Genomic DNA, 18,538 nt, shown 5'->3' on the forward strand with positions numbered 1-18,538 from the left:
TCTGATGCTCTGAAAGCACTGCCGATGAATTTCGTATGGTTTGAAGATTTCAAGGTGCTGGCAACCTCGGGCAACTTCTCCCGCGCCGCGGATGAGCGCAATGTCACGCAGCCGGCATTCAGCAGGCGAATCAGGGCCCTGGAGACCTGGCTCGGCGTCGATCTCTTCGATCGCACTTCGCAACCCGCGAAGCTGACAGTCGCGGGCGAATGGTTCGGCGAAGTGGCCGAGAAGCTGCTGGAGCGCGTAGCTTCGCTGCCCGAAGAGGCAAAGGCAGTTGCGCAGATGCACTCTGCGACCTTGCGGCTGGCTGCCACACACGCGCTTTCATTCACGTTCCTGCCGCGCTGGTTGCGAACCCTTGAAGCCCACGCCACATTGGGGCCGGTGCAACTCATGTCCGACGTACTGCCGAAGTGCGAAGCGCTGCTGCATCAAGGCAAGGTTCAGTTCGTGCTGAGCCACGCGCACCCCACGACCCACGGCGCATTGCAGTCGGACGCATACACGTCGATGGTGGTTGGAAACGATCAGCTTCTGCCGGTGTGTGCGCCTGATGCAAGTGGCAAGCCGCTTCATTGGCTTGAGACAGGCGCCAATCAAGTGGTGCCAATCCTGCAATACAGCGTGGAGTCGGGCATTGGACAGATCAAGCGCGCCGTTCTTGGCCCGAAACTGGCGGCGTTGAAAGTTCAGGTCGTCTTCACTGCTCATCTGGCCTCGGTTCTTCGGACCATGGCGTTGGACGGCCGTGGGATTGCGTGGCTGCCCCGGACCTTGATCGAAGAAGACCTGGAAGCGCATCGGCTGGTGAAAGCGACTCAGGACGATAGCTTTGACGTTCAACTGCAGATATGCCTTTATCGCGCGAGACAGCCTGCGGGTGCTGCAGGCGAGGCGCTTTGGGCTGCAGCAGTCAAGGGTGGGGCGACGCCGCTCGGGAGTCCCGGCGCTGGCCGATAGCGGCGTGCCGGCACTGCTGAAACTGATGGCAACGTGTGGTCTTTGAAAGCATCAAATGCATAAAAACCGGCATTGGCGCGATGCGGGCCAGTTAGCAATGGTCTCCGTGATAGGTCAAACGGAGACAGCAATGCAAAAAGGACACATCTTGGCCATCGCGTTGGCCGCATCCCTTCTCAGTGGATGTGGTGGCGGGGGCAGTCATGGCGCCATCAGGGCCATTGGCACCCTCCCCGCGTCGCCTGGCCCTGCTGCGGAAGCCCCGCCCAGTGCCGCCAGCGCTGCGGCGCCCATCACCTGCGAAACATCAGCAGCGGCGCTTGCTGAAAGCACAATCGCCGTCGCAATCCTTGCGGGCAGCGCACAGTTGCCGTCTTGATGATGACTCTTTACAGATCCCGACTAAAGCGAAAATCTGCATCAGACGGTTTAGCTCCGTTTGTCCATTCGTTCATGAGCATCCACAAGCTGACTAAGCAGTTTCATGAAAACGGCGCGATCCTCTGGAGGAAGAGGCTCGACCAACAGTTCTTGAGAAAGGTATATGCTTTCTTGCAAATCGTTGATCAGCTTTAAGCCCTCTTTGGTGATCACTGAAAGTCTTGAGCGACGATCGTCTGGATTTACTCGAGTCTCAACCAATCCTTTGTCGCTCAAACGCTTCAGCACTTCTGCAGTGGTCGTGCGGTCCAGGGCAAGCTCTCGACCAATTGCTTTCTGATCAAGCCAAGGGTTCATCGAAAGCGCCGTCAGCATACCGACCTGAAGCGGCGTGATGCTTTCGGACTTGCACAAATCGAAGAAAATCGCCTGGCCGATCTGAGTCAGCCGACGGATCAGGAAACCCGGACGACGCCACATTACTTGGCGCAGCGGATTAAAAGGCTCGGGGCCTGAGGGCTTGGCTACATCAGTTGAGCGGCCTGTCTTTTTCCGAGCGGGAGCACGCTTTGTCGTCATCTCTAGGTCGCCGATAGTGTCATCCGGTGAGTGTATCGACTCCCTCGCTTGTGAATAGGAGATCAACTTCGCCTCAACTTGCGCTACAGCAAGTCGACATTCAGGTACCCGCCAAGAAGGCTATAAAAGTCTTCCTCGTCATCCCACGGGATCATGTGGCCAGCGCTGGAGGCCGTACATTGCTCCAAGCCAGGCGCTAGCGCTTTGATCTCAGCCAAGTCTTCCGGGAGCATCACTCCTCCACGCCCCGCAGCCATTAGAAGTCCGGGCCTATGCAGCTTGGACAGATCGGCGTGGATATCGTCCTCGTGGAAGCCAACATGCGCTTGGACGATCGCATCCTCATTGCACGTATGGAGCCATTCGGCGCGCAGTTGCAGTTGTTCATCTGTCCAGGTTGGGGCGTAGAGGCGCAACTCTTCGGCCGTTATGCCTTGGACGGCCAGATGAATAGACTCTATGTACCAGGACAGAGGTACTGGATAGGCCCGGCGACCAGGGCCTGACACTGGGGGGTCCACAAGCAGCAGCTTGGCTATGCGCTGTGGGTCGCGCGCGGTGGCGCGAATCGCAACTCGGGCGCCCATCGAGTGACCCAGCAGCGTCACGGATGACCATCCCAGAACATCCAGCAGATCGAGCACGTCGGCCGACATTGCATCAAGACTTGCGACCATCCCAGGTGCGCTGAAGGACAAGCCGCGGCCCCGGAAGTCAAGGACATGGACGTCGAAGTGCCGAGCCAATCGCTCGGCGACGAAGCCCCACGTAATGGCTGGGCTGGTGATGCCGGGCAACAGGAGTAAGCGAGGGCCCTGCCCTCCATAGCGCAAGAGGTGCAGGCGCACCCCGTTAGCGCGTACGTGATAGCCATAGAGAAAGGAACTCATCGCGACTCCGAGCCGAGCTAGACCTGCGGGTTCTTTCCAAACCAGCCACGTACGCGATTCCAAAGCACGCTCCACATCATCCCGGCGATCGAGACCGTGGGCTGTGGTTCGTTGGAAGCAACCGTTTGCCCGCCCAGCCTTCGCGTGATCTGCTTGCCGAAATCCGCGACCATGCGGCGCACGAAATCCTTTACCAGTCCGGAGCGGGAGAATTGGGCGAGTGGGCCCTGTAGTGCATAAATCATGTCTACGTGCACACGGGTGTTATCGGCCGACAGTGCTTCCAGCCGATAAGTAATGTCTCCTTGCGTGCGCGACTTGCTCAGACTGTCTTGGCCGGCACCGCGAAGGACGGCCCGCTTTTCAGCGTCGTCACGCTCCAGCCGCGCTGCACCAGCGAAAGCCGCAGACATCGGGCCGAACTTGATGGCGATCGTGCCCTTGACCCTCTCGCCTTCGTGCGAGTCGATGGTCGCACCAGGCAAGCAGGACGCAACCGCCGGCAGGTCGCCCATGAATTCCCACACCCGATTCACCGGATAAGGTACATCGAAATAGACTTGGATCGCGTTGCCCTTGGCCTTAGCCCTAGCCATCGCCACCGGGTCGACTTCCGCCATCTCCGCAGGAGCGATCGAATCCGCGCTTGTTGGTTTGCTTGGGGAGCGAGAGGACTGTTCGGTCTGTCTTGGTGTAGAGATTCGACTCATCGCAACAGCTGGTGACGAGCTCAGTCTTTCCCGCAGTTTTTCAAATCGCACGTCGGGAGCATCGCGCTGCTGTTGTAATACGTCCAGGATGGCATCCACAATCCCCTGGTATCCGGTGCAACGGCACAAGTTCCCGGATAGCTCGAGCCGTACGCGCGCTTCGTCAGCGTCGGGCAAGCGAAGCACGATGTCGCGCGCCGTCGTGAGCATTCCAGGTGTGCAGAAGCCGCACTGCAGCGCGTGGTGGCGCGTGAACGCCGGCCGCAGCAGTTGCATCACGGCATCATCGTCGTAGCCCTCGATGGTGGTGACCTCTTGGCCTTCACATGCCACCGCGAAAGTGATGCACGAACGCGTGGGCTGGCCGTTGACAAGCACTGTGCACGCGCCGCAGACCCCATGCTCGCAGCCGAGATGAGTCCCTGTCAGGCGCAGTTCGTCCCGCAGGAAGTCGCCAAGATGCATCCTTGGCTCCGCCTCCCGGCTGAAGCTGCGGCCATTTACTTGAATAGAAATCGGGTCCAAGTCTTTTACTCCGCTTGTTTTAGCTCGGCGAAAACGCCGGACTGCTCGAGTGCGCGTTCCACACAGGCTGTGAAAAGCTTCAGATCGATGGCGTCGCGTTCGGGGAGCGCGACGCTGACGGCCTCTTGCAGCAGTTCACGCCGCGCAGCGCCGGCGCCCTTGCTGGCAATTTCAGCCGCTAATTCATTCAGCAGAATGGGTGGACCGTCCGCGGCGCCGAGAACAATTCGCGCACACTTGCGCGAGACTTCGAAGTAAACCGCCGCGCTGGCTTCAGCGAATTCGCCAGGCTTGCGGCAGACCTTGTGATACCCCCAGTGCGTCGTCGGCGTCTCGGAAGGCACGTTGATGGCCACAATTAACTCGTCGGACTCAAGCACGGTTGTATAGGCGCCGAGCATGAGCGCGTCGGCCTCGATCGTGCGCTCACCGCGCGGCGACCTAGCCACGATGCGCGCACCAAGTGCCGCGAGCGTAACCACCCAGTCAGCCGCAGGATCGGCATGCGCCAAGCTACCTCCGACGGTGCCGCGGGTACGAATCGCGCGGTAGGCGATCCCGCTTGCGACTTGACGCATCGGATGCCCAGCCAACGCCTGGTGTATGCCATCCTCGATCTCGGCGTGCGTCACGGCAGCGCCGATCTCAACCCATTCAGCCTTGCGACTGACAGCGCGCAGACTGGGGATGTTTGCGACGTCGACCACTCGCGCAGGTCGCGCCAATCTCAGGTTGAGCATTGGACCAAGGGACTGGCTTCCGCTCATCGCCTTCGCAGTGCCGCCTCCCTTGGCCAGCACCGCCAGCGCCTCATCCACGTCGAGGATGCGTGTATATGCAAATTTCGGCGCCTTCACTTGACGCGCTCCTGTTCCAGCTTCGAGCTTTCGAGGGCCTTGAGCAAGCGACGCGGCGTCAAAGGCGTCATCAGCACCTCGGCAGCACCAGTGCCTCGCAACGCGTCGTTCACGGCATTGAAGATCACAGCCGGTGGTGCAATTGCGCCACCTTCTCCCACGCCCTTGGCACCGAACTCGGTGTGTGGCGACGGTGTCTCGAAGTGCTCGATACGGATGCGCGGCACTTCCGTGGCGCCAGGCAAGATGTAGTCAGCCAGCGTGGAAGCCAACGGCTGGCCTTGGTCGTCGTAAGGACTCTCTTCGTACATCGCAGTACCAATACCCTGTGCGATGCCGCCGATAGTCTGCCCCTCCACGATCATCGGATTGACCATCGTGCCGCAATCTTCAACCACTACATAGTCGAGGATCTCCACCTCACCCGTCTGCGTGTCGACCGCAACAACCACAGCGTGGGTCGCGTACGTGAAGGTACCGGTGTCGACCTTGGGCTTGTACGCACGTGAGACTTCCAGGCCACCGAGATGAACGTTGGCCGGCAAGTCCTGTGGCGTGAGGTACCACGCGCCACCCACTTCAGACAGGGGAATCGACTTTTCCCCTGCGATAGCACGCCCCTCGATCAATGCGACCGTGTGCGGGTCCACGCCCATGAGATAGCCTGCGATTGACTGAATCCGAGGCAAAAGTTCCTTGCAGGCGGTCGAGATAGCCCCCCCTGACATGACCGTGGCCCGAGAGGCGTAGGTCCCGGACGAGAAGGGGGTGAGCGCTGTATCGCCATGCACAACCCGAATTCTCGCAACAGGAATTCCGAGTACGTCATTGGCGATCTGCGCGAAGCTGGTTTCCATGCCCTGGCCATGCGAGTGCACGCCGACGCGCACTTCGAGCCCGCCATCCGCGGTCATCCTGACAAGCGCCTGATCGAAACCTGGCACCACCGGCAAACCCCAGTTGGCGAACACCGTCGTGCCATGGGCAGATTGCTCGGTATAGGTTGCCGTACCGAACCCGATCCGACGACCGTCCGGCTCTCCTCGAGCTTGGCGCTTACGGACAGCTGTGAGTCCGATCATCTCCACGGCGCGGCGCAGACTCGCTGGAAAGTCGCCGCTGTCGAAGTGCTTGTTGGCCACATTGACGTAAGGCATCGCGGCGGCCGGGACCAAGTTGTCCATCCGGACCTCCCAAGGCTCGCGCCCAACTTCACGCGCCACGGCATCCATGAGAAGTTCGATCGCGAAGCACACGCCGGTGCGAGCCACTCCCCGATAGGCCATGAACCCTGGCTTGTTGGTTGCAACGCACAGGGTCTCGCACCGATAGCCGCGAAAGGCGTACGGCCCAGGCAGGTTGCCGATTGCCTGGCCAGGCTCCAGACCGACAAAGAAAGGATAGTAGGAATATGCGCCGCCATCGATGGTGATGACAGCGTCCAACGCCAGGAGCTTTCCCGTTCGGTCAGCATAGGCCGTGAGCTGATAGTGATGCTGCCGCGTGTTGGCACCGACTATCAGATGCTCACGTCGGTCTTCGAGATAGCGGAATGGCGTCCGATAGGTCTTGGCCAGCCAGGCTATGCACAGATCCTCAGGGTAGAGCTGACCTTTGTAGCCAAACGCGCCGCCGACGTCAGGGGACACGACGCGCACAGCCCCTTCATCCATCGAAAGGTGCTGAGCAATCCCCACGCGCAGCAAATGCGGAACTTGAGTCGCGCTGACGACCACGAGCTGATCGGTCTGGAAATCCCAGTAGGCCAAAACCGACTTTCCCTCTAGAGGCACGATGCACTGACGTGACAGCTCGACCGTGCGGCTGACTTTCACCTCAGCCTTCGCGGAAAGCTCATCGAAGTCACGATTGGCCTGCAGTGTGAGAAACACATTGTCTTTCCACCCAGGGTGCAGGAATTCCCCCGTGGCAGCGAGCGAGGACTCAGCACTATGGTAGACGGGCAGTTCGTCATACGAGACCTGCACCTCTTCGAGCAGGTCTTCCGCCACTGCACGAGTCGGAGCGACAGCCATGGCGATGGCCTCCCCCACGTGGCGAACCTTGCCCGAGGCCAGCGGCGGCAACGCTGAGTATTGGTATGTGGGCAGCGAAGAGGGCGAGCCGATATCTGCCGCATCGGTCATCATCTCGCGCAGGAACACCTTCCCGGCAAGCTCTTCAGGAATCTCAACTCCAGTAATGGTCGCGTGCGCCAAAGGGCTGCGCAAGAACGCAACTTCCTGAAGGCCGGGCAATACGAAGTCACCCACGAAATTGCCTTTGCCCACCATATGACGGGCGTCCTCCTTGCGAGGCAATCGGGCTCCAATGCCTTCGCGCTTTAGCAGTCTCGCCGGAATGTCTGCTTGGTCCATGCGTTTCCTTTTACTTAACTACCTTGTCCGCCCGGGCTCGCACTGGTTGTGCAACCGCCTGGCGCAGCCTTTGTGGTGCGAAGTCCGAGACTGCGTTCAGCGCACCGCCGCGCCATCAATACGACGTGTACTGTCACAAGTATATGACTGGCAGATGGATATTGGAAGACGAAGTTCATCAGCGCAAACCCGAACATAGATAGCCACCTGTTGAGGTGCATTCTTCCAGCGATAAATGCCCCATCATGGCTCCGAATTAACGATCTCCGTGCCCAACCTGGTGCGACCCTATCAAGTACAAACCCGCACTTGAACATAAACATCAAGCGGACTAATATGACAGTTCACTGAGTATTTGTTTGGATGCCCGAAGTCACAGGATGGAGTCATGGATTGGATCAAGGTTGCCTCGGCGGAGGAGCTGATGAACGACGAAGCTAAGACCGTCAACGTCGCCGGCTACGGCGTCGCGCTGTACCGAATCGAAGATGAGTTCTTCGCCACCGACAGCATGTGCACGCATGCCACTGCTCTGCTGTCAGAAGGTTTCGTGGAAGACGGCTGTGTTGAATGCCCGTTGCATCAAGGCCGCTTCGATGTTCGTACAGGCAAGGCGATGTGTGCGCCGGTCACCGTGGACCTGCGCACGCATGCCGTAAAACGAGATGGCGACGACATCTATGTGTTGTCACCGGTCGGCAAATGATGTCGCCCGGCGTTGTTATCGTTGGTGCGGGTCAATCGGCGGCCGTCGCGGCACACGCTCTGCGCGAGCAGGGCTACCGAGGCCGGATCACGATGCTGGGTCGGGAGCGCCACAGACCGTATGAGCGCCCGCCATTGTCCAAGGCCGTGTTGGTGGCTGCTGAAGAGCCCAGGCTCGATGTACTGGCGGAAGATTCCTGGACGCGCAGCAATATCGACCTGCTGAGCAGCAGTGACGCCGTTGCATTGGATCTTCGGCAGCAGCATGTACGTCTTGCCGACGGTCAGGTGCTCGAGTACGAGATGTGTCTGATCGCCACAGGCGGTGAGGCAAACACACTTGCATCCGCCCCGCCCGCCAATCCCCGCGTGCACTACATCCGCACCCTTGATGACGCGCGGAGGCTGCGAGCGGCCCTTCAGGTCAAGCCGCAAATCGCAATTCTGGGCGGCGGCTTCCTGGGGCTCGAAGTTGCCAATTCCGCACTCTCGGCAGGAGCCGAGGTTTCAGTTCTCGAGCGCGCAACGTCCTTGCTCGATCGCTTTCTACCACCCGAGGCGTCGGCATGGCTGGAATCTGGCATGCAAGATGCAGGCGCACGGATCCTGCTCGGAGTCTCCCTCCGCGACGTCCAGTCACTGTCAAGCGGTCGCATGCGCTTGATCACCGACGTCGCCGATCTGGAAGTTGATGAGGTGATCGTCGCAATCGGCCTTTCGCCCAATGACGCTCTAGCTCGCAATGCGGGCCTCCAGGTCGCGGCAGGCGGCGGCATTCTGGTGGACGCGGCTTGCCGCACCAGCAACGAACACGTGTTCGCGTGCGGGGACTGCACCAGTCAACAGCGCCCTGGCCAGGCTGCGCCAACGCGCCTGGAATCATGGCAGAACGCGAATGAGCAGGCGCGCACTGCCGCCGCCGCCATGCTCGGCGCTCCTCTTCCGGTGCCGGCCATACCGTGGTTCTGGACCGATCAGGGAAAGCACAACATTCAGGTGCTTGGCCTGCCGGCTCCCGATCTTGAATATGTGCGCCGCGGTGACCCGTCCAATGACAAGGCGCTGTGGATTGGCCATCGGGGTTCTGTTCCGCTACACGGCGTGGCCATCAATGCAGGCTCTGATTTGCGAGCCATTCGCCCTCTTTTCGAACGTGGGCGGCCCGTGCAGTTGGAGGACTTTCAGCTGGACGCCATCAATCTGCGCGCATGGGCCAAGCAGATGCAAGCCGACGCCGCGGCGACCGTTTAACCAACCTTCAAAGCCTCAGGAGATTCCATGTATCAATCGCAGGCGGTCATCGGCATTACGAATGCCCGAAAGAATCCGCCCTTGGAGCAGTGTGTCTGGCCAGCGGACGCCCTGAACAACATTCCGGACTGGGTCTACACCAGTCAAGCCATCTATGACCAGGAGATCGAACGCATCTTTCGGGGGGACACGTGGAACTTTGTGGCCTTGGAAGCGGAGATTCCAAACCCGGGCGACTACAAGCGTGGCTATGTCGGCGCCACGGCCGTGGTGATCGTTCGTGCGGAGGACAACACGATCTCCGTCTTCGAAAATCGCTGTGCCCATCGCGGCGCCGAGTTCTGCCGCTCCAGCCAGGGGAATACGAAGGAATTTGTCTGCCCATATCACCAATGGTCATACGACCTCAAGGGAAACCTGCAGGGCGTTCCGTTCAAGCGCGGCATCAACAAGGTAGGCGGCATGCCCGCGGACTTCAAGAACGCCGACCACGGCACCCGCCAGTTGCGCGTGGCCACACGCAACGGCGTGGTGTTCGCAACCTACTCCGACAAGACGCCCCCTCTGGAAGAGTACATGACCAAGGAGATCGTCGAGGAGTTCGACGTCCCCTTCTCGGGCAAGAAACTCAAGATCCTGGGCTATTGCCGCAACGAGCTTCCGTGCAACTGGAAGATGTACCACGAGAACCTCAAGGATCCGTACCACGCAACGCTGCTCCATTCGTTTCTCGTGGTGTTTGGCCTGCTGGTGCCGGGCATCAAATCGATCGTGTTTGCAGACAAGGAGCATGGCCGCCACGGCTTCATGGCTTCGGCCAAGCCGGACGAGATCTATGCCACTGTTGCCGCTGACGACAAGGCGGAGATGCGATCGTTCAGCGACAAGCTCAGGCTGCGCGACGAACGATTCCTGGACTACGTGCGAGAGTTCAAGTCGCCCTGGTCCGCCAACATGATGACCATGTGGCCGAACCTGATCGTTCAACGCCAGATGAACACGATGGGTGTGCGCCAGATCATCCCGAACGGTCCGAACAGCATGGTGATGCAGTGGACCATGTTCGGCTATGAAGATGACACCGCGGAAATGACGCGGCACCGCCTTCGCCAGGGGAACTTGATGGGCCCTTCCGGCTTCCTGGGCCTTGAGGACAACGAGGCATTGAAGTTCGTGCAGGAAGGCCTGCGCAACTCGTCCACGGACAACAACGTCGTCAAGCTCGATGCGGGCCATCAAGGCACGGCACGCAATCTCATCTCAGAGTCCTGCATCCGCTCGCTCTACCAATACTACCGGGGCGTCATGGGCATCCGTGTTGCGGAGCAAGCAGCATGAAGGAGCGACTCGCCTACGCCACGTCCGCGATTTCGCCTCAACGCGCGGCCGAGCTGCGCGCCGAGATCGAGTCCTTCAATGCCGAGTACTGCGCCGCCCTGGACGCGAACGACGTCGAACGGTGGCCCGACTTTTTCAGCAAGGAAGCGACGTATCGCATTACTTCGCGCCAGAACGCACTTCTGAACATGCCCGTGGGACTCGTTTACTGCGAGGGGCACAACATGATCATCGACCGCGCCCTTGCCGTCGCGCACTCGCAGATGTTCGCGCCACGGCACATGCTGCATGTATTGGGGATCACGCGAGTACTGCAGGAGGCAGGAAAGACGATCAGCTCCCAAACGCCCTTCATCTTGATGCAGACCCTGGTCGAGGGCCCTTCCACAGTGCATTTGGCTGGCGTCTATCACGACCATTTCGTGCGAGAAGGCGACCGGCTACTTATTGCAAGCCGCGAAGTGGTGCACGACACGGAAATTCTTGACACCGCCTTGGCATATCCAGTCTGAGGCCACTTAGGACGACTATGAACCAAACCCCAAAAATCGCGCTGGAGGAGCACTTCTCTGCGCCCGGCTTCGACGAGTACTCTGCCAAGTACACACGAGCGCTGCCAACCGAATTCGTCGCAAAGCTCGACTCCAAGCTGACCGACTTCGACGACCAGCGCCTTGCGGAGATGGATGCAGGAAACATCGAGTACGTCGTGCTGTCGCAAACGATGCCTGGTGTGCAGGCTGAGGTGGATCGCGCCATCGCCATCCGCCGTGCGCGCGAGAACAACGAGTTCCTCGTTGAGCGCGTGGCACGCCATCCGGGACGCTTCGGCGCCTTTGCGCACGTGGCACTGCAAGATCCCCTGGCCGCAGCCAAAGAGCTGGAACGCACCGTCGCCGAACATGGCTTCAAAGGCGCGATGATCAACGGCCACACATTGGGTCGCTACTACGAAGGCGGCGAGTTCGATGTGTTCTGGGAGCGCGCGCAGGCGCTCGGCGTGCCCATCTATCTGCATCCCAACGCGTTCAGTCAACCACCGGCTCTGCTGGAAGGCATGCCGGTGCTCCAAGGAGCCACCTGGGGATGGGGCGTCGAAACGGCGGGTCATGCGTTGCGCCTGCTGTTCGGCGGGGTGTTCGACCGATTCCCGCGCCTGACCCTGCTGCTGGGCCACATGGGGGAAGCCCTGCCGTACCAGCGTTGGCGCATGGACAGCCGATTCGCCGCGTATCCATCGGGCATCAAGTTGGCGCGCAAACCCAGCGAGTACATCGGCAGCAACATTCTGATCACCACGTCTGGCGTGTGCTCCGCACCGTCACTGCTGGGTGCGATTGGCGAGCTCGGGGCAAAGGCTGTGCTCTTTTCGGTGGACTACCCCTACGAGTCAACCGCCGAGGCCTGCAAGTTCATCGAGGAGGCGCCGCTGGACGAAAAAACCCGTGCCCAGGTGTGCCATGGCAATGCTCGCCGGCTCTTCAAGCTAGGCAGCCCGGAAGAGCTTGCGCTCCTGCAGTTCTGACACTTCACTCAAAAGGACGAAAAATGCCAGTCAGCGATTATCAAATGGTCAAGGCTTGGGACGAGGTTCTGAAGCTCAGCAAGGTGGAGCGTGGACAGAAGGTCTCCATCCTGTGCGGCCCTCACACCCATCCGCAGACACTTCAGACGGCAACGATTGCAGCTCAGGCCGCCGGCGCGGTCGTCACCAAAATCGAGCTGCAGCCCATCAATGCGGAGAAAGCCCCCAGCCGCGACCTGATGAACTACCTGGGCGAAACACCCCTTACCAATAACCCAGTCGCACTCGCGGCGATGAAGAATAGCGACCTCGTCCTCGACTTGATGCTGCTGCTTTTCTCGCCCGAACAGATGGAGATTCTCGAGTCTGGAACGAAGATTCTCCTGGCCGTGGAACCGCCCGAGGTACTGGTGCGGGCGGTGCCCACCGAGGCCGATCGCAAGCGGGTCCTGGAGGCATCGAAGCTGCTTAAAAAAGCGAGGAAGATGCACGTGACGTCGCCGGCCGGCACAGATGTGACCTTCCAACTCGGCGATTTCCCGACCATCAGCGAGTACGGATTTTGCGAGGAACCGGGGCGCTGGGATCACTGGCCGAGCGGGTTCCTCTTTACCTTCGCCAACGAGGGCGGTAGCGACGGCACCATCGTGATTGATCGCGGCGATATTCTGCTGCCGCAGAAGAACTACGTCTCGAACAAGATCACATTGAATCTGCGCGAAGGTTTCGTGCGCAGCATCGAGGGTGACGTTGACGCCGCCATGTTGCGCGAGTTCATAGAGGCCTACAAAGACCCAGAAGCCTACGCTATCGCGCACATCGGCTGGGGGATGCAGCCACGTTGCTACTGGCACACGCTATCGCTGATGGATCGCGAGGCGACATCCGGCCAGGATGCGCGTGCGTTCGAAGGCAATTTCCTTTTCTCCCTGGGACCAAACAATGAGGCCGGAGGCCCTCGCACGACGCCTTGTCACCTCGACATTCCGTTGCGCAACTGCACGGTGAAGCTCGATGACATCGTCGTGGTTCGAGCTGGCAAGGTCATTGACGAGGCTTTTCAATGAGTCCCGATCAAGACATCTACCAGAAGCAGGGCTTCGGCAATACCCTCGCGCCCAAAGCGCCGTACGGCCTGCTGATCATCGACTTCGTCAATGGATTCGCTGATCCGCTCACCTTCGGAGGCGGCAACATCGAACCGGCCATCGAATGCACGCGCGGCCTTCTGGCGGCAGCACGCACGCGCAAATGGCCGGTCGTGCACACACGGGTCGTGTACCAGGACGATGGAGCCGACGCCAACATCTTCGCGCTCAAAGTGCCACCCATCCTCGCCCTGCGCGAGGACGCGCCGGAAAGCCAGATCGTGCCGCAGCTTCAGCCCATCGGCGGCGAGCTGGTGCTGCGCAAGACCAACCCCTCGGCCTTCTTCGGCACTTCGCTGGCGGCTTGGCTCAATCAACGTGGCGTGCAGACCTTGCTCATTGCGGGATGCACGACCAGCGGCTGTGTTCGCGCCAGCGTGGTTGACGCCATGTGCCACGGTTTCCGTCCCCTCGTTGTCACCGACTGCGTGGGCGACCGCTCGCTGCAGGCGCACGAAGCCAATCTTTTCGACATGAACCAGAAGTACGCGACCTTGATGCCCTGCGATGTGGCCCTGGGAGCAACCGCTGCGAAAGAACACCGCATGTCGGACTGACACCCATCCACTCACTCAAAAGTTCCGTCCTTCACTTCCGTCACAGCCCCAACGCACAGCGTGCCAGCAACCCCACCACCTGGAGAATCAAATGACCATCAAACTCGTTGCCGCACTGGCGGTCTCACTTGCGGCGATCGCGTTTCAAAGCCGCGCCGACGTCATCAAGGTTGGTGTCATCGCACCAATGTCCGGACCGTTCTCTGCAGTAGGTCAAACTTGGGAGGGTGCGACGAAGGCGTACCAGAAACTCAACGGCACAACAGCGGGAGGGCACACGATCGAGGTCATCTACCGCGACCTTCCGGAGATCAACCCCGCACAAGCCAAGGCACTGGCGCAGGAGCTTGTCATCAAGGAAGGCGCCCAGTACATCGCCGGCCTCTATTTCACGCCGGACACATTGGCCGTCGCTGCGCTCGCGCAAGAGGCCAAGGTGCCGGTCGTGATCTTCAACGCATCCACATCGTCGCTTCTCGACAAGTCGGACTACCTGTTGCGCACCTCGTACACCTTGCCGCAGATGGCGGTCCCAGTGGCCAAGTATGCGCTGGAGAAAAATGTCAAAAGCGTCGTCACCCTGGTCAGCGATTTTGGTCCCGGTCTCGATGCCGAGAAGGCCTTCACGACAGCGTTCGTCAGCGGTGGAGGCAAGTTGCTTGAGGGCATCCGTGCTCCGCTGAAGACGACTGACTTCGGCCCCCTGATGCAGCGCGTGAAGGCGCTCAAGCCCGATGCGCTCTACGTCTTTGCCCCCGGCGGTCCCGCGACCTACGCAATGGTCAAGGCATACAACGAGGCCGGATTAAGGGCGGCTGGCGTGCGCTTTCTCGGTACTGCCGAGACCGATGAGGATCAACTGCGAGCGATCGGCCCGGATCTGCTCGGCATCGAGACTGGCATGTTCTATTCGGCATCACACAATTCGGCTCTGAACGATGCTGTCGTCAAGACCCTGAGCGAAGTTGATCCCAAGGCCATTCCGACCGTTCAGCTTGCGAACGCGTTTGACGGACTGCATGTGATCTATCACATGGTCAAGGCGACGGACGGGAAGAGGGATGGCACCAAGGCCCTTGCCAGCGCAAAGGGCTTTTCTTGGGAAAGCCCGCGTGGCCCGGTGAAGATCGACCCGGTCTCTCGCGAATTTGTACAGAACGTCTATATGCGCGTGGTCGAAAAGGATCGGTCTGGAAGATACGTGAATCGGGAATTCCGAACCTTTGAGATGCAACCCGACTACGGACGCACTCAGAACGTGTCCAAGTAAGGAAGAGGCTGCAGCATGTCTCTTGCGCTCATTAGCAGCATCTTGGTCGACGGGATCGCGTACGCGATGATCTTGTTCATGATCACAGTGGGCCTGTCGATGACCATGGGTCTGATGCGGGTTGTGAATCTGGCGCATGGCGCCTTCGCGATGCTTGGCGGATTTCTCGCGGCCAGTATTCCGCAGCGCCTGGGCTTGCCCATCTGGTTGAGCTTTGTGCTTGCGATCGCCCTGGTCGGGCTCGTGGCGGTGCTGTTCGAGCGCATCCTGCTGCGCCGCTTCTACCGGCGCGACGATCTTGATCAGATGCTGGTGACGATCGGGCTGATGTTTGTCGCGACTGCCGCTGTGAACCTGTTGTTTGGATCCTCAGTGACCCCCGTCGCGCTACCAGAAGCATTCAACGGCACGGTGGACCTTGGTTTTCGCTCCATCCCTCGGCACCGGCTCATCGTCGTCGCTTGCGGACTGGTTGTCGTCATCGTTCTCTGGCTGGCTGTGGACAGATCATCCTTTGGTATTCGGGTGCGCGCCGCAGTCGACAACGCGCCCATCGCACGCGCCATCGGCATCGACACGACCAAGATCTACGCAGCAACTTTTGCAATTGGTGCAGCGCTCGCTGCGCTGGGGGGCATCGCCGGTGCGGAATTGCTTCCGATGGAGCCGACCTACGCCTCCAAATATCTGGTGATCCTCCTGGCGGTTGTCGCCGTCGGAGGTAACGGAAATCTGTTTGGCTCATTCTTCGCAGCGTTGCTGCTTGGTATTGTGGAGACCTCCATGAAATACATGGTTCCGCAGCTCGCATCGGCTGCGTTTTTCCTGACGATGATCATCGTCTTGCTGGTGCGGCCGCAAGGGCTGTTCGGGAGACACGCATGAGCGCAATCAGTGCGCCAATGAGGGTGTCCGCATCGTCGAGCGCCCGACCGTGGATGCACCTCCGCGTAGAGCTGATGCTGATGCTGGTGGGGCTGCTGGGATTCGTGCTGTTCCCGCAGGATCTCGGGTTGCTGACCAACATGGCGACCATGTCCATCTTTGCGCTGTCGTTGAGTCTCGTGCTCGGCCAGGCCGGCATCGCGACCTTGGGTCAGGCCGCGCTGTACGGCAGCGGCGCTTACGTAGCCGGTTGGACTGCCCTGTATTTGACGGCGGATCCCATTCTCGGCTTGTTGCTTGGCGGTCTGGGTGGTGGCGTGATCGCGTTGTTGAGTGGTGCCGTGATGCTGCGGTCGACAAAGCTCACCCTGGTCATGCTGACCATTGCAGTAGCCCAACTTCTACTTGAGCTGGCCAACTGGGCGAGATGGCTCACCGGCGGTGACGATGGTCTTGCGGGCTTCAACATCGGCCCGTTGTTCGGCGTTTGGGAATTCAACTTCCTTGGTCACACTGGCTATTTCTATGCCTTGGGTGCGCTGGTGCTGGTGTACTTCATCGTGCGCAACGTGGTGGAATCGCCGTTCGGTCTGACGGCCCGCGCGATCCGGCAGGACCCCGGACGGGTTCAGGCGCTGGGAGGCCGCGTCTATTTGCACCTGCTGGCCGTCTACACCGTTGGCGGCATTGTGGCGGGGCTCGCTGGCGCCTTGACAGCACAGACCAGCAAAGTGGCCAATCTCTTCATGCTGGATTTCACGACGTCGGCGGGTGTCGTGGTCATGATCGTTCTGGGTGGCACGCGCCGTCTGTCGGGAGCCGTTCTCGGCACCGTCGCGTACATGACCATCCACCACATCGCATCGACGTTGAACCCCTATCACTGGCTGTTCTTCATCGGGTCGATGCTGATCGTCGTACTCGTCGTTTTGCCCGAGGGCTTGATCGGCCTTTTGGACCGGGCCGTGATGTATGCCAAGTGGCTTGGCGGCAGCGGGCGTGCCAAATGACCCATCGACTGCAAACCCGGAATCTCTGTCACTCCTTTGGCGGCCTGGCCGTCACGCAGAACGTCACGCTATCCCTCCCCGAGGGAGCCCGCACCGCATTGATCGGTCCGAACGGCGCCGGAAAGACGACTTTGGTCAACCTGCTGAGCGGGGCGATGCGCCCACAGTCCGGCGACATCCAGCTGGACGGCCGATCGATCGTTCAGCTGCCGCAGTACGCACGCGTGCGCAGCGGCATCGTTCGCACCTTTCAGATCAGCCGCCTGTTCAAAGAGCTGACCGTGGCGGACAACGTCAAGGTCGCCGTGTTGCAGCGACACCAGGCCTCCATGCAGTGGTGGCCCTCGCCAGCGCGTTCCGCACGAGTTCACGAAGAGGTCTACGAGACCCTCGGCATGCTGGGGCTGCACCCCTATGCCAATCGGGTGGTGGGGCAACTGGCACTTGGCGAGCAGCGGCTTGCAGAGATCGCTCTGGCACTCGCGATGAGGCCCCGGGTGTTGCTCCTTGATGAGCCGGGCGCAGGCGTACCACAAGGAGAGGGCGGCCGCATCATGGACGCCATCGATAGCCTGCCGAAGGAACTGTCTGTCCTGCTCATCGAGCACGACATGGACCTGGTGTTCCGGTTCGCTTCGCACATCATCGTCCTGGTCGCCGGTGCGGTGATGGTCGAGGGATCGCCTCAGGAAGTCGCCGCCAACGAACAAGTCAAACAGATCTACTTTGGACGAGACGGTCATGCCTAAGCCCGCTATTGAACTCCGGTTTGACGACGTGACGGCAGGCTATGGCGGCCTGCCGGTCGTCGAGCATCTCAGCTTTGGCGTACGCGAAGGCGAGCGCCTTGGTCTGATTGGGCGCAATGGCGCCGGCAAGACCACGACGCTTGCGACGGCGGTGGGCCTTGCCGACCTGATGACGGGGCGCATTCATTTCGGCGCCGATGACATCAGCGACGCAAGCACGTATGCGCGCGCGCGAGCCGGCCTCGGCTACGTACCGCAGAGCCGCGACATCTTCCCCTCACTGACGGTTGAGGAGAACCTGCTGTCAGGCTTGCAGGGACGCTCGGCGAGCGTCGCCCTACCGCCGATCTACGAACTGTTTCCGCGGCTCAAGGAGCGGCGACGCAACGGAGGCACGCAGTTGTCGGGCGGTGAGCAGCAAATGCTCTCGGTGGCACGAGCACTCGTCGGACAGCCGCGCATCCTGTTGCTCGACGAGCCGTTGGAAGGGCTGGCACCCATGGTGAGAGAGGAGTTGATGGATGCCATCGTTCGAATGAGCGATCAGCTCGGCGTCGGCTGTGTCCTCGTGGAGCAGCACGTGGATGTCGTTCTCGAATTTTCCAGTAACGTGATCGTGCTGGAACGCGGCGTCGCCGCCTACTCTGGCTCAGCGGCGACGCTGCGCGGCGAAGAGGCGCTGTTGAATCGCACCATCGGAATCCAGAAGTGCTGAAGACGATGCCTGTGCTTCTGCGTTTATGCGGCAAGAGGGAGAGCTGAGTTCGCTCAGCCTCCAGTTTGGTCGCAATGCAAAGCCTCCGTGCACTAATAGGCC

The 18,538-nt window shown here is 60.3% G+C and carries 18 protein-coding genes; 13 read left to right on the forward strand and 5 right to left on the reverse strand.

Annotation, left to right across the window (positions count from 1 at the left end; genetic code table 11):
• Positions 1 to 24: 24 nt before the first annotated feature.
• Entirely contained in the window at positions 25 to 963 is a 939-nt protein-coding gene (locus AC1DMA_RS05685) for a LysR substrate-binding domain-containing protein (protein ID WP_478143552.1), read from the forward strand.
• Between the two features lie 429 nt (positions 964 to 1,392).
• Here the strand turns inward: AC1DMA_RS05685 and AC1DMA_RS05690 are convergent, their stop codons facing one another.
• From AC1DMA_RS05690 to AC1DMA_RS05710, 5 genes are all read right to left on the reverse strand, one after another.
• A complete protein-coding gene (locus tag AC1DMA_RS05690; protein WP_478124149.1) occupies positions 1,393 to 1,923 on the reverse strand; it encodes a MarR family winged helix-turn-helix transcriptional regulator in 531 nt (176 codons plus the stop codon).
• Positions 1,924 to 2,006: 83 nt separating this feature from the next.
• The gene (locus tag AC1DMA_RS05695) at positions 2,007 to 2,813 is read right to left on the reverse strand and encodes an alpha/beta fold hydrolase (protein WP_478124150.1); all 807 of its coding nucleotides are present in this window, start codon (positions 2,811 to 2,813) and stop codon (positions 2,007 to 2,009) included.
• Between the two features lie 17 nt (positions 2,814 to 2,830).
• Positions 2,831 to 4,048 (reverse strand): xanthine dehydrogenase family Fe-S subunit, encoded by a 1,218-nt coding sequence (locus tag AC1DMA_RS05700; protein WP_478143553.1) that lies wholly within the window; start codon positions 4,046 to 4,048, stop codon positions 2,831 to 2,833.
• 5 nt (positions 4,049 to 4,053) lie between these two features.
• The gene (locus AC1DMA_RS05705) at positions 4,054 to 4,905 is read right to left on the reverse strand and encodes an FAD binding domain-containing protein (protein WP_478143554.1); all 852 of its coding nucleotides are present in this window, start codon (positions 4,903 to 4,905) and stop codon (positions 4,054 to 4,056) included.
• Entirely contained in the window at positions 4,902 to 7,283 is a 2,382-nt protein-coding gene (locus AC1DMA_RS05710; protein WP_478124153.1) for a xanthine dehydrogenase family protein molybdopterin-binding subunit, read from the reverse strand. The genes AC1DMA_RS05705 and AC1DMA_RS05710 overlap by 4 nt, the downstream gene beginning before the upstream one ends.
• 388 nt (positions 7,284 to 7,671) lie before the next feature.
• On the opposite strand from AC1DMA_RS05710, the gene AC1DMA_RS05715 reads away from it, so the two are divergent.
• The 12 genes from AC1DMA_RS05715 to AC1DMA_RS05770 all read left to right on the forward strand — a co-directional run bounded on the left by AC1DMA_RS05715 (position 7,672) and on the right by AC1DMA_RS05770 (position 18,436).
• Positions 7,672 to 7,989: a non-heme iron oxygenase ferredoxin subunit gene (locus AC1DMA_RS05715; protein ID WP_478124154.1), complete on the forward strand. Its 318-nt coding sequence runs from the start codon at positions 7,672 to 7,674 to the stop codon at positions 7,987 to 7,989.
• On the forward strand, positions 7,986 to 9,239 hold the full coding sequence (locus tag AC1DMA_RS05720) for an NAD(P)/FAD-dependent oxidoreductase (protein WP_478124155.1): 1,254 nt from the start codon (positions 7,986 to 7,988) through the stop codon (positions 9,237 to 9,239). Before AC1DMA_RS05715 ends, AC1DMA_RS05720 begins: the two co-directional genes overlap by 4 nt.
• A gap of 27 nt (positions 9,240 to 9,266) precedes the next feature.
• Complete coding sequence (locus tag AC1DMA_RS05725; RefSeq protein ID WP_478124156.1) at positions 9,267 to 10,577, forward strand: aromatic ring-hydroxylating oxygenase subunit alpha; 1,311 nt, start codon at positions 9,267 to 9,269, stop codon at positions 10,575 to 10,577.
• Positions 10,574 to 11,089: an aromatic-ring-hydroxylating dioxygenase subunit beta gene (locus AC1DMA_RS05730; protein WP_478124157.1), complete on the forward strand. Its 516-nt coding sequence runs from the start codon at positions 10,574 to 10,576 to the stop codon at positions 11,087 to 11,089. The genes AC1DMA_RS05725 and AC1DMA_RS05730 overlap by 4 nt, the downstream gene beginning before the upstream one ends.
• A gap of 17 nt (positions 11,090 to 11,106) precedes the next feature.
• Positions 11,107 to 12,102 (forward strand): amidohydrolase family protein, encoded by a 996-nt coding sequence (locus AC1DMA_RS05735; protein WP_478124158.1) that lies wholly within the window; start codon positions 11,107 to 11,109, stop codon positions 12,100 to 12,102.
• A gap of 23 nt (positions 12,103 to 12,125) precedes the next feature.
• Positions 12,126 to 13,169 carry a 2,5-dihydroxypyridine 5,6-dioxygenase NicX family protein gene (locus AC1DMA_RS05740; protein ID WP_478143555.1) on the forward strand — a complete coding sequence of 348 codons (1,044 nt, stop codon included), beginning with the start codon at positions 12,126 to 12,128 and terminating at the stop codon, positions 13,167 to 13,169.
• Positions 13,166 to 13,807: an isochorismatase family protein gene (locus tag AC1DMA_RS05745; RefSeq protein ID WP_478124160.1), complete on the forward strand. Its 642-nt coding sequence runs from the start codon at positions 13,166 to 13,168 to the stop codon at positions 13,805 to 13,807. Before AC1DMA_RS05740 ends, AC1DMA_RS05745 begins: the two co-directional genes overlap by 4 nt.
• Positions 13,758 to 15,077, forward strand: a complete 1,320-nt coding sequence (locus AC1DMA_RS05750) for an ABC transporter substrate-binding protein (RefSeq protein ID WP_478124161.1) — start codon at positions 13,758 to 13,760, stop codon at positions 15,075 to 15,077. Before AC1DMA_RS05745 ends, AC1DMA_RS05750 begins: the two co-directional genes overlap by 50 nt.
• A 42-nt stretch (positions 15,078 to 15,119) precedes the next feature.
• Complete coding sequence (locus AC1DMA_RS05755; RefSeq protein ID WP_478143556.1) at positions 15,120 to 15,962, forward strand: branched-chain amino acid ABC transporter permease; 843 nt, start codon at positions 15,120 to 15,122, stop codon at positions 15,960 to 15,962.
• Positions 15,963 to 16,036: 74 nt separating this feature from the next.
• Positions 16,037 to 16,972, forward strand: coding sequence for a branched-chain amino acid ABC transporter permease (locus AC1DMA_RS05760; protein WP_478124163.1), 936 nt, complete (start codon positions 16,037 to 16,039; stop codon positions 16,970 to 16,972).
• Entirely contained in the window at positions 16,969 to 17,721 is a 753-nt protein-coding gene (locus tag AC1DMA_RS05765) for an ABC transporter ATP-binding protein (protein ID WP_478124164.1), read from the forward strand. The genes AC1DMA_RS05760 and AC1DMA_RS05765 overlap by 4 nt, the downstream gene beginning before the upstream one ends.
• Positions 17,714 to 18,436, forward strand: a complete 723-nt coding sequence (locus tag AC1DMA_RS05770; RefSeq protein WP_478143967.1) for an ABC transporter ATP-binding protein — start codon at positions 17,714 to 17,716, stop codon at positions 18,434 to 18,436. The genes AC1DMA_RS05765 and AC1DMA_RS05770 overlap by 8 nt, the downstream gene beginning before the upstream one ends.
• Positions 18,437 to 18,538 lie beyond the last annotated feature (102 nt).

The sequence above is a fragment of the Variovorax sp. 05N34 genome (assembly GCF_056397405.1).

Coding starts and splice junctions, on each gene's coding strand:
- AC1DMA_RS05765 (WP_478124164.1), top strand. CDS start 16,969: ATGACCCATCGACTGCAAACCCGGAATCTCTGTCACTCCTTTGGCGGC.
- AC1DMA_RS05750 (WP_478124161.1), top strand. CDS start 13,758: ATGTGGCCCTGGGAGCAACCGCTGCGAAAGAACACCGCATGTCGGACT.
- AC1DMA_RS05770 (WP_478143967.1), top strand. CDS start 17,714: ATGCCTAAGCCCGCTATTGAACTCCGGTTTGACGACGTGACGGCAGGC.
- AC1DMA_RS05720 (WP_478124155.1), top strand. CDS start 7,986: ATGATGTCGCCCGGCGTTGTTATCGTTGGTGCGGGTCAATCGGCGGCC.
- AC1DMA_RS05710 (WP_478124153.1), bottom strand. CDS start 7,283: ATGGACCAAGCAGACATTCCGGCGAGACTGCTAAAGCGCGAAGGCATT.
- AC1DMA_RS05695 (WP_478124150.1), bottom strand. CDS start 2,813: ATGAGTTCCTTTCTCTATGGCTATCACGTACGCGCTAACGGGGTGCGC.
- AC1DMA_RS05685 (WP_478143552.1), top strand. CDS start 25: ATGAATTTCGTATGGTTTGAAGATTTCAAGGTGCTGGCAACCTCGGGC.
- AC1DMA_RS05715 (WP_478124154.1), top strand. CDS start 7,672: ATGGATTGGATCAAGGTTGCCTCGGCGGAGGAGCTGATGAACGACGAA.
- AC1DMA_RS05760 (WP_478124163.1), top strand. CDS start 16,037: ATGCTGATGCTGGTGGGGCTGCTGGGATTCGTGCTGTTCCCGCAGGAT.
- AC1DMA_RS05730 (WP_478124157.1), top strand. CDS start 10,574: ATGAAGGAGCGACTCGCCTACGCCACGTCCGCGATTTCGCCTCAACGC.
- AC1DMA_RS05745 (WP_478124160.1), top strand. CDS start 13,166: ATGAGTCCCGATCAAGACATCTACCAGAAGCAGGGCTTCGGCAATACC.
- AC1DMA_RS05725 (WP_478124156.1), top strand. CDS start 9,267: ATGTATCAATCGCAGGCGGTCATCGGCATTACGAATGCCCGAAAGAAT.
- AC1DMA_RS05735 (WP_478124158.1), top strand. CDS start 11,107: ATGAACCAAACCCCAAAAATCGCGCTGGAGGAGCACTTCTCTGCGCCC.
- AC1DMA_RS05690 (WP_478124149.1), bottom strand. CDS start 1,923: ATGACGACAAAGCGTGCTCCCGCTCGGAAAAAGACAGGCCGCTCAACT.
- AC1DMA_RS05740 (WP_478143555.1), top strand. CDS start 12,126: ATGCCAGTCAGCGATTATCAAATGGTCAAGGCTTGGGACGAGGTTCTG.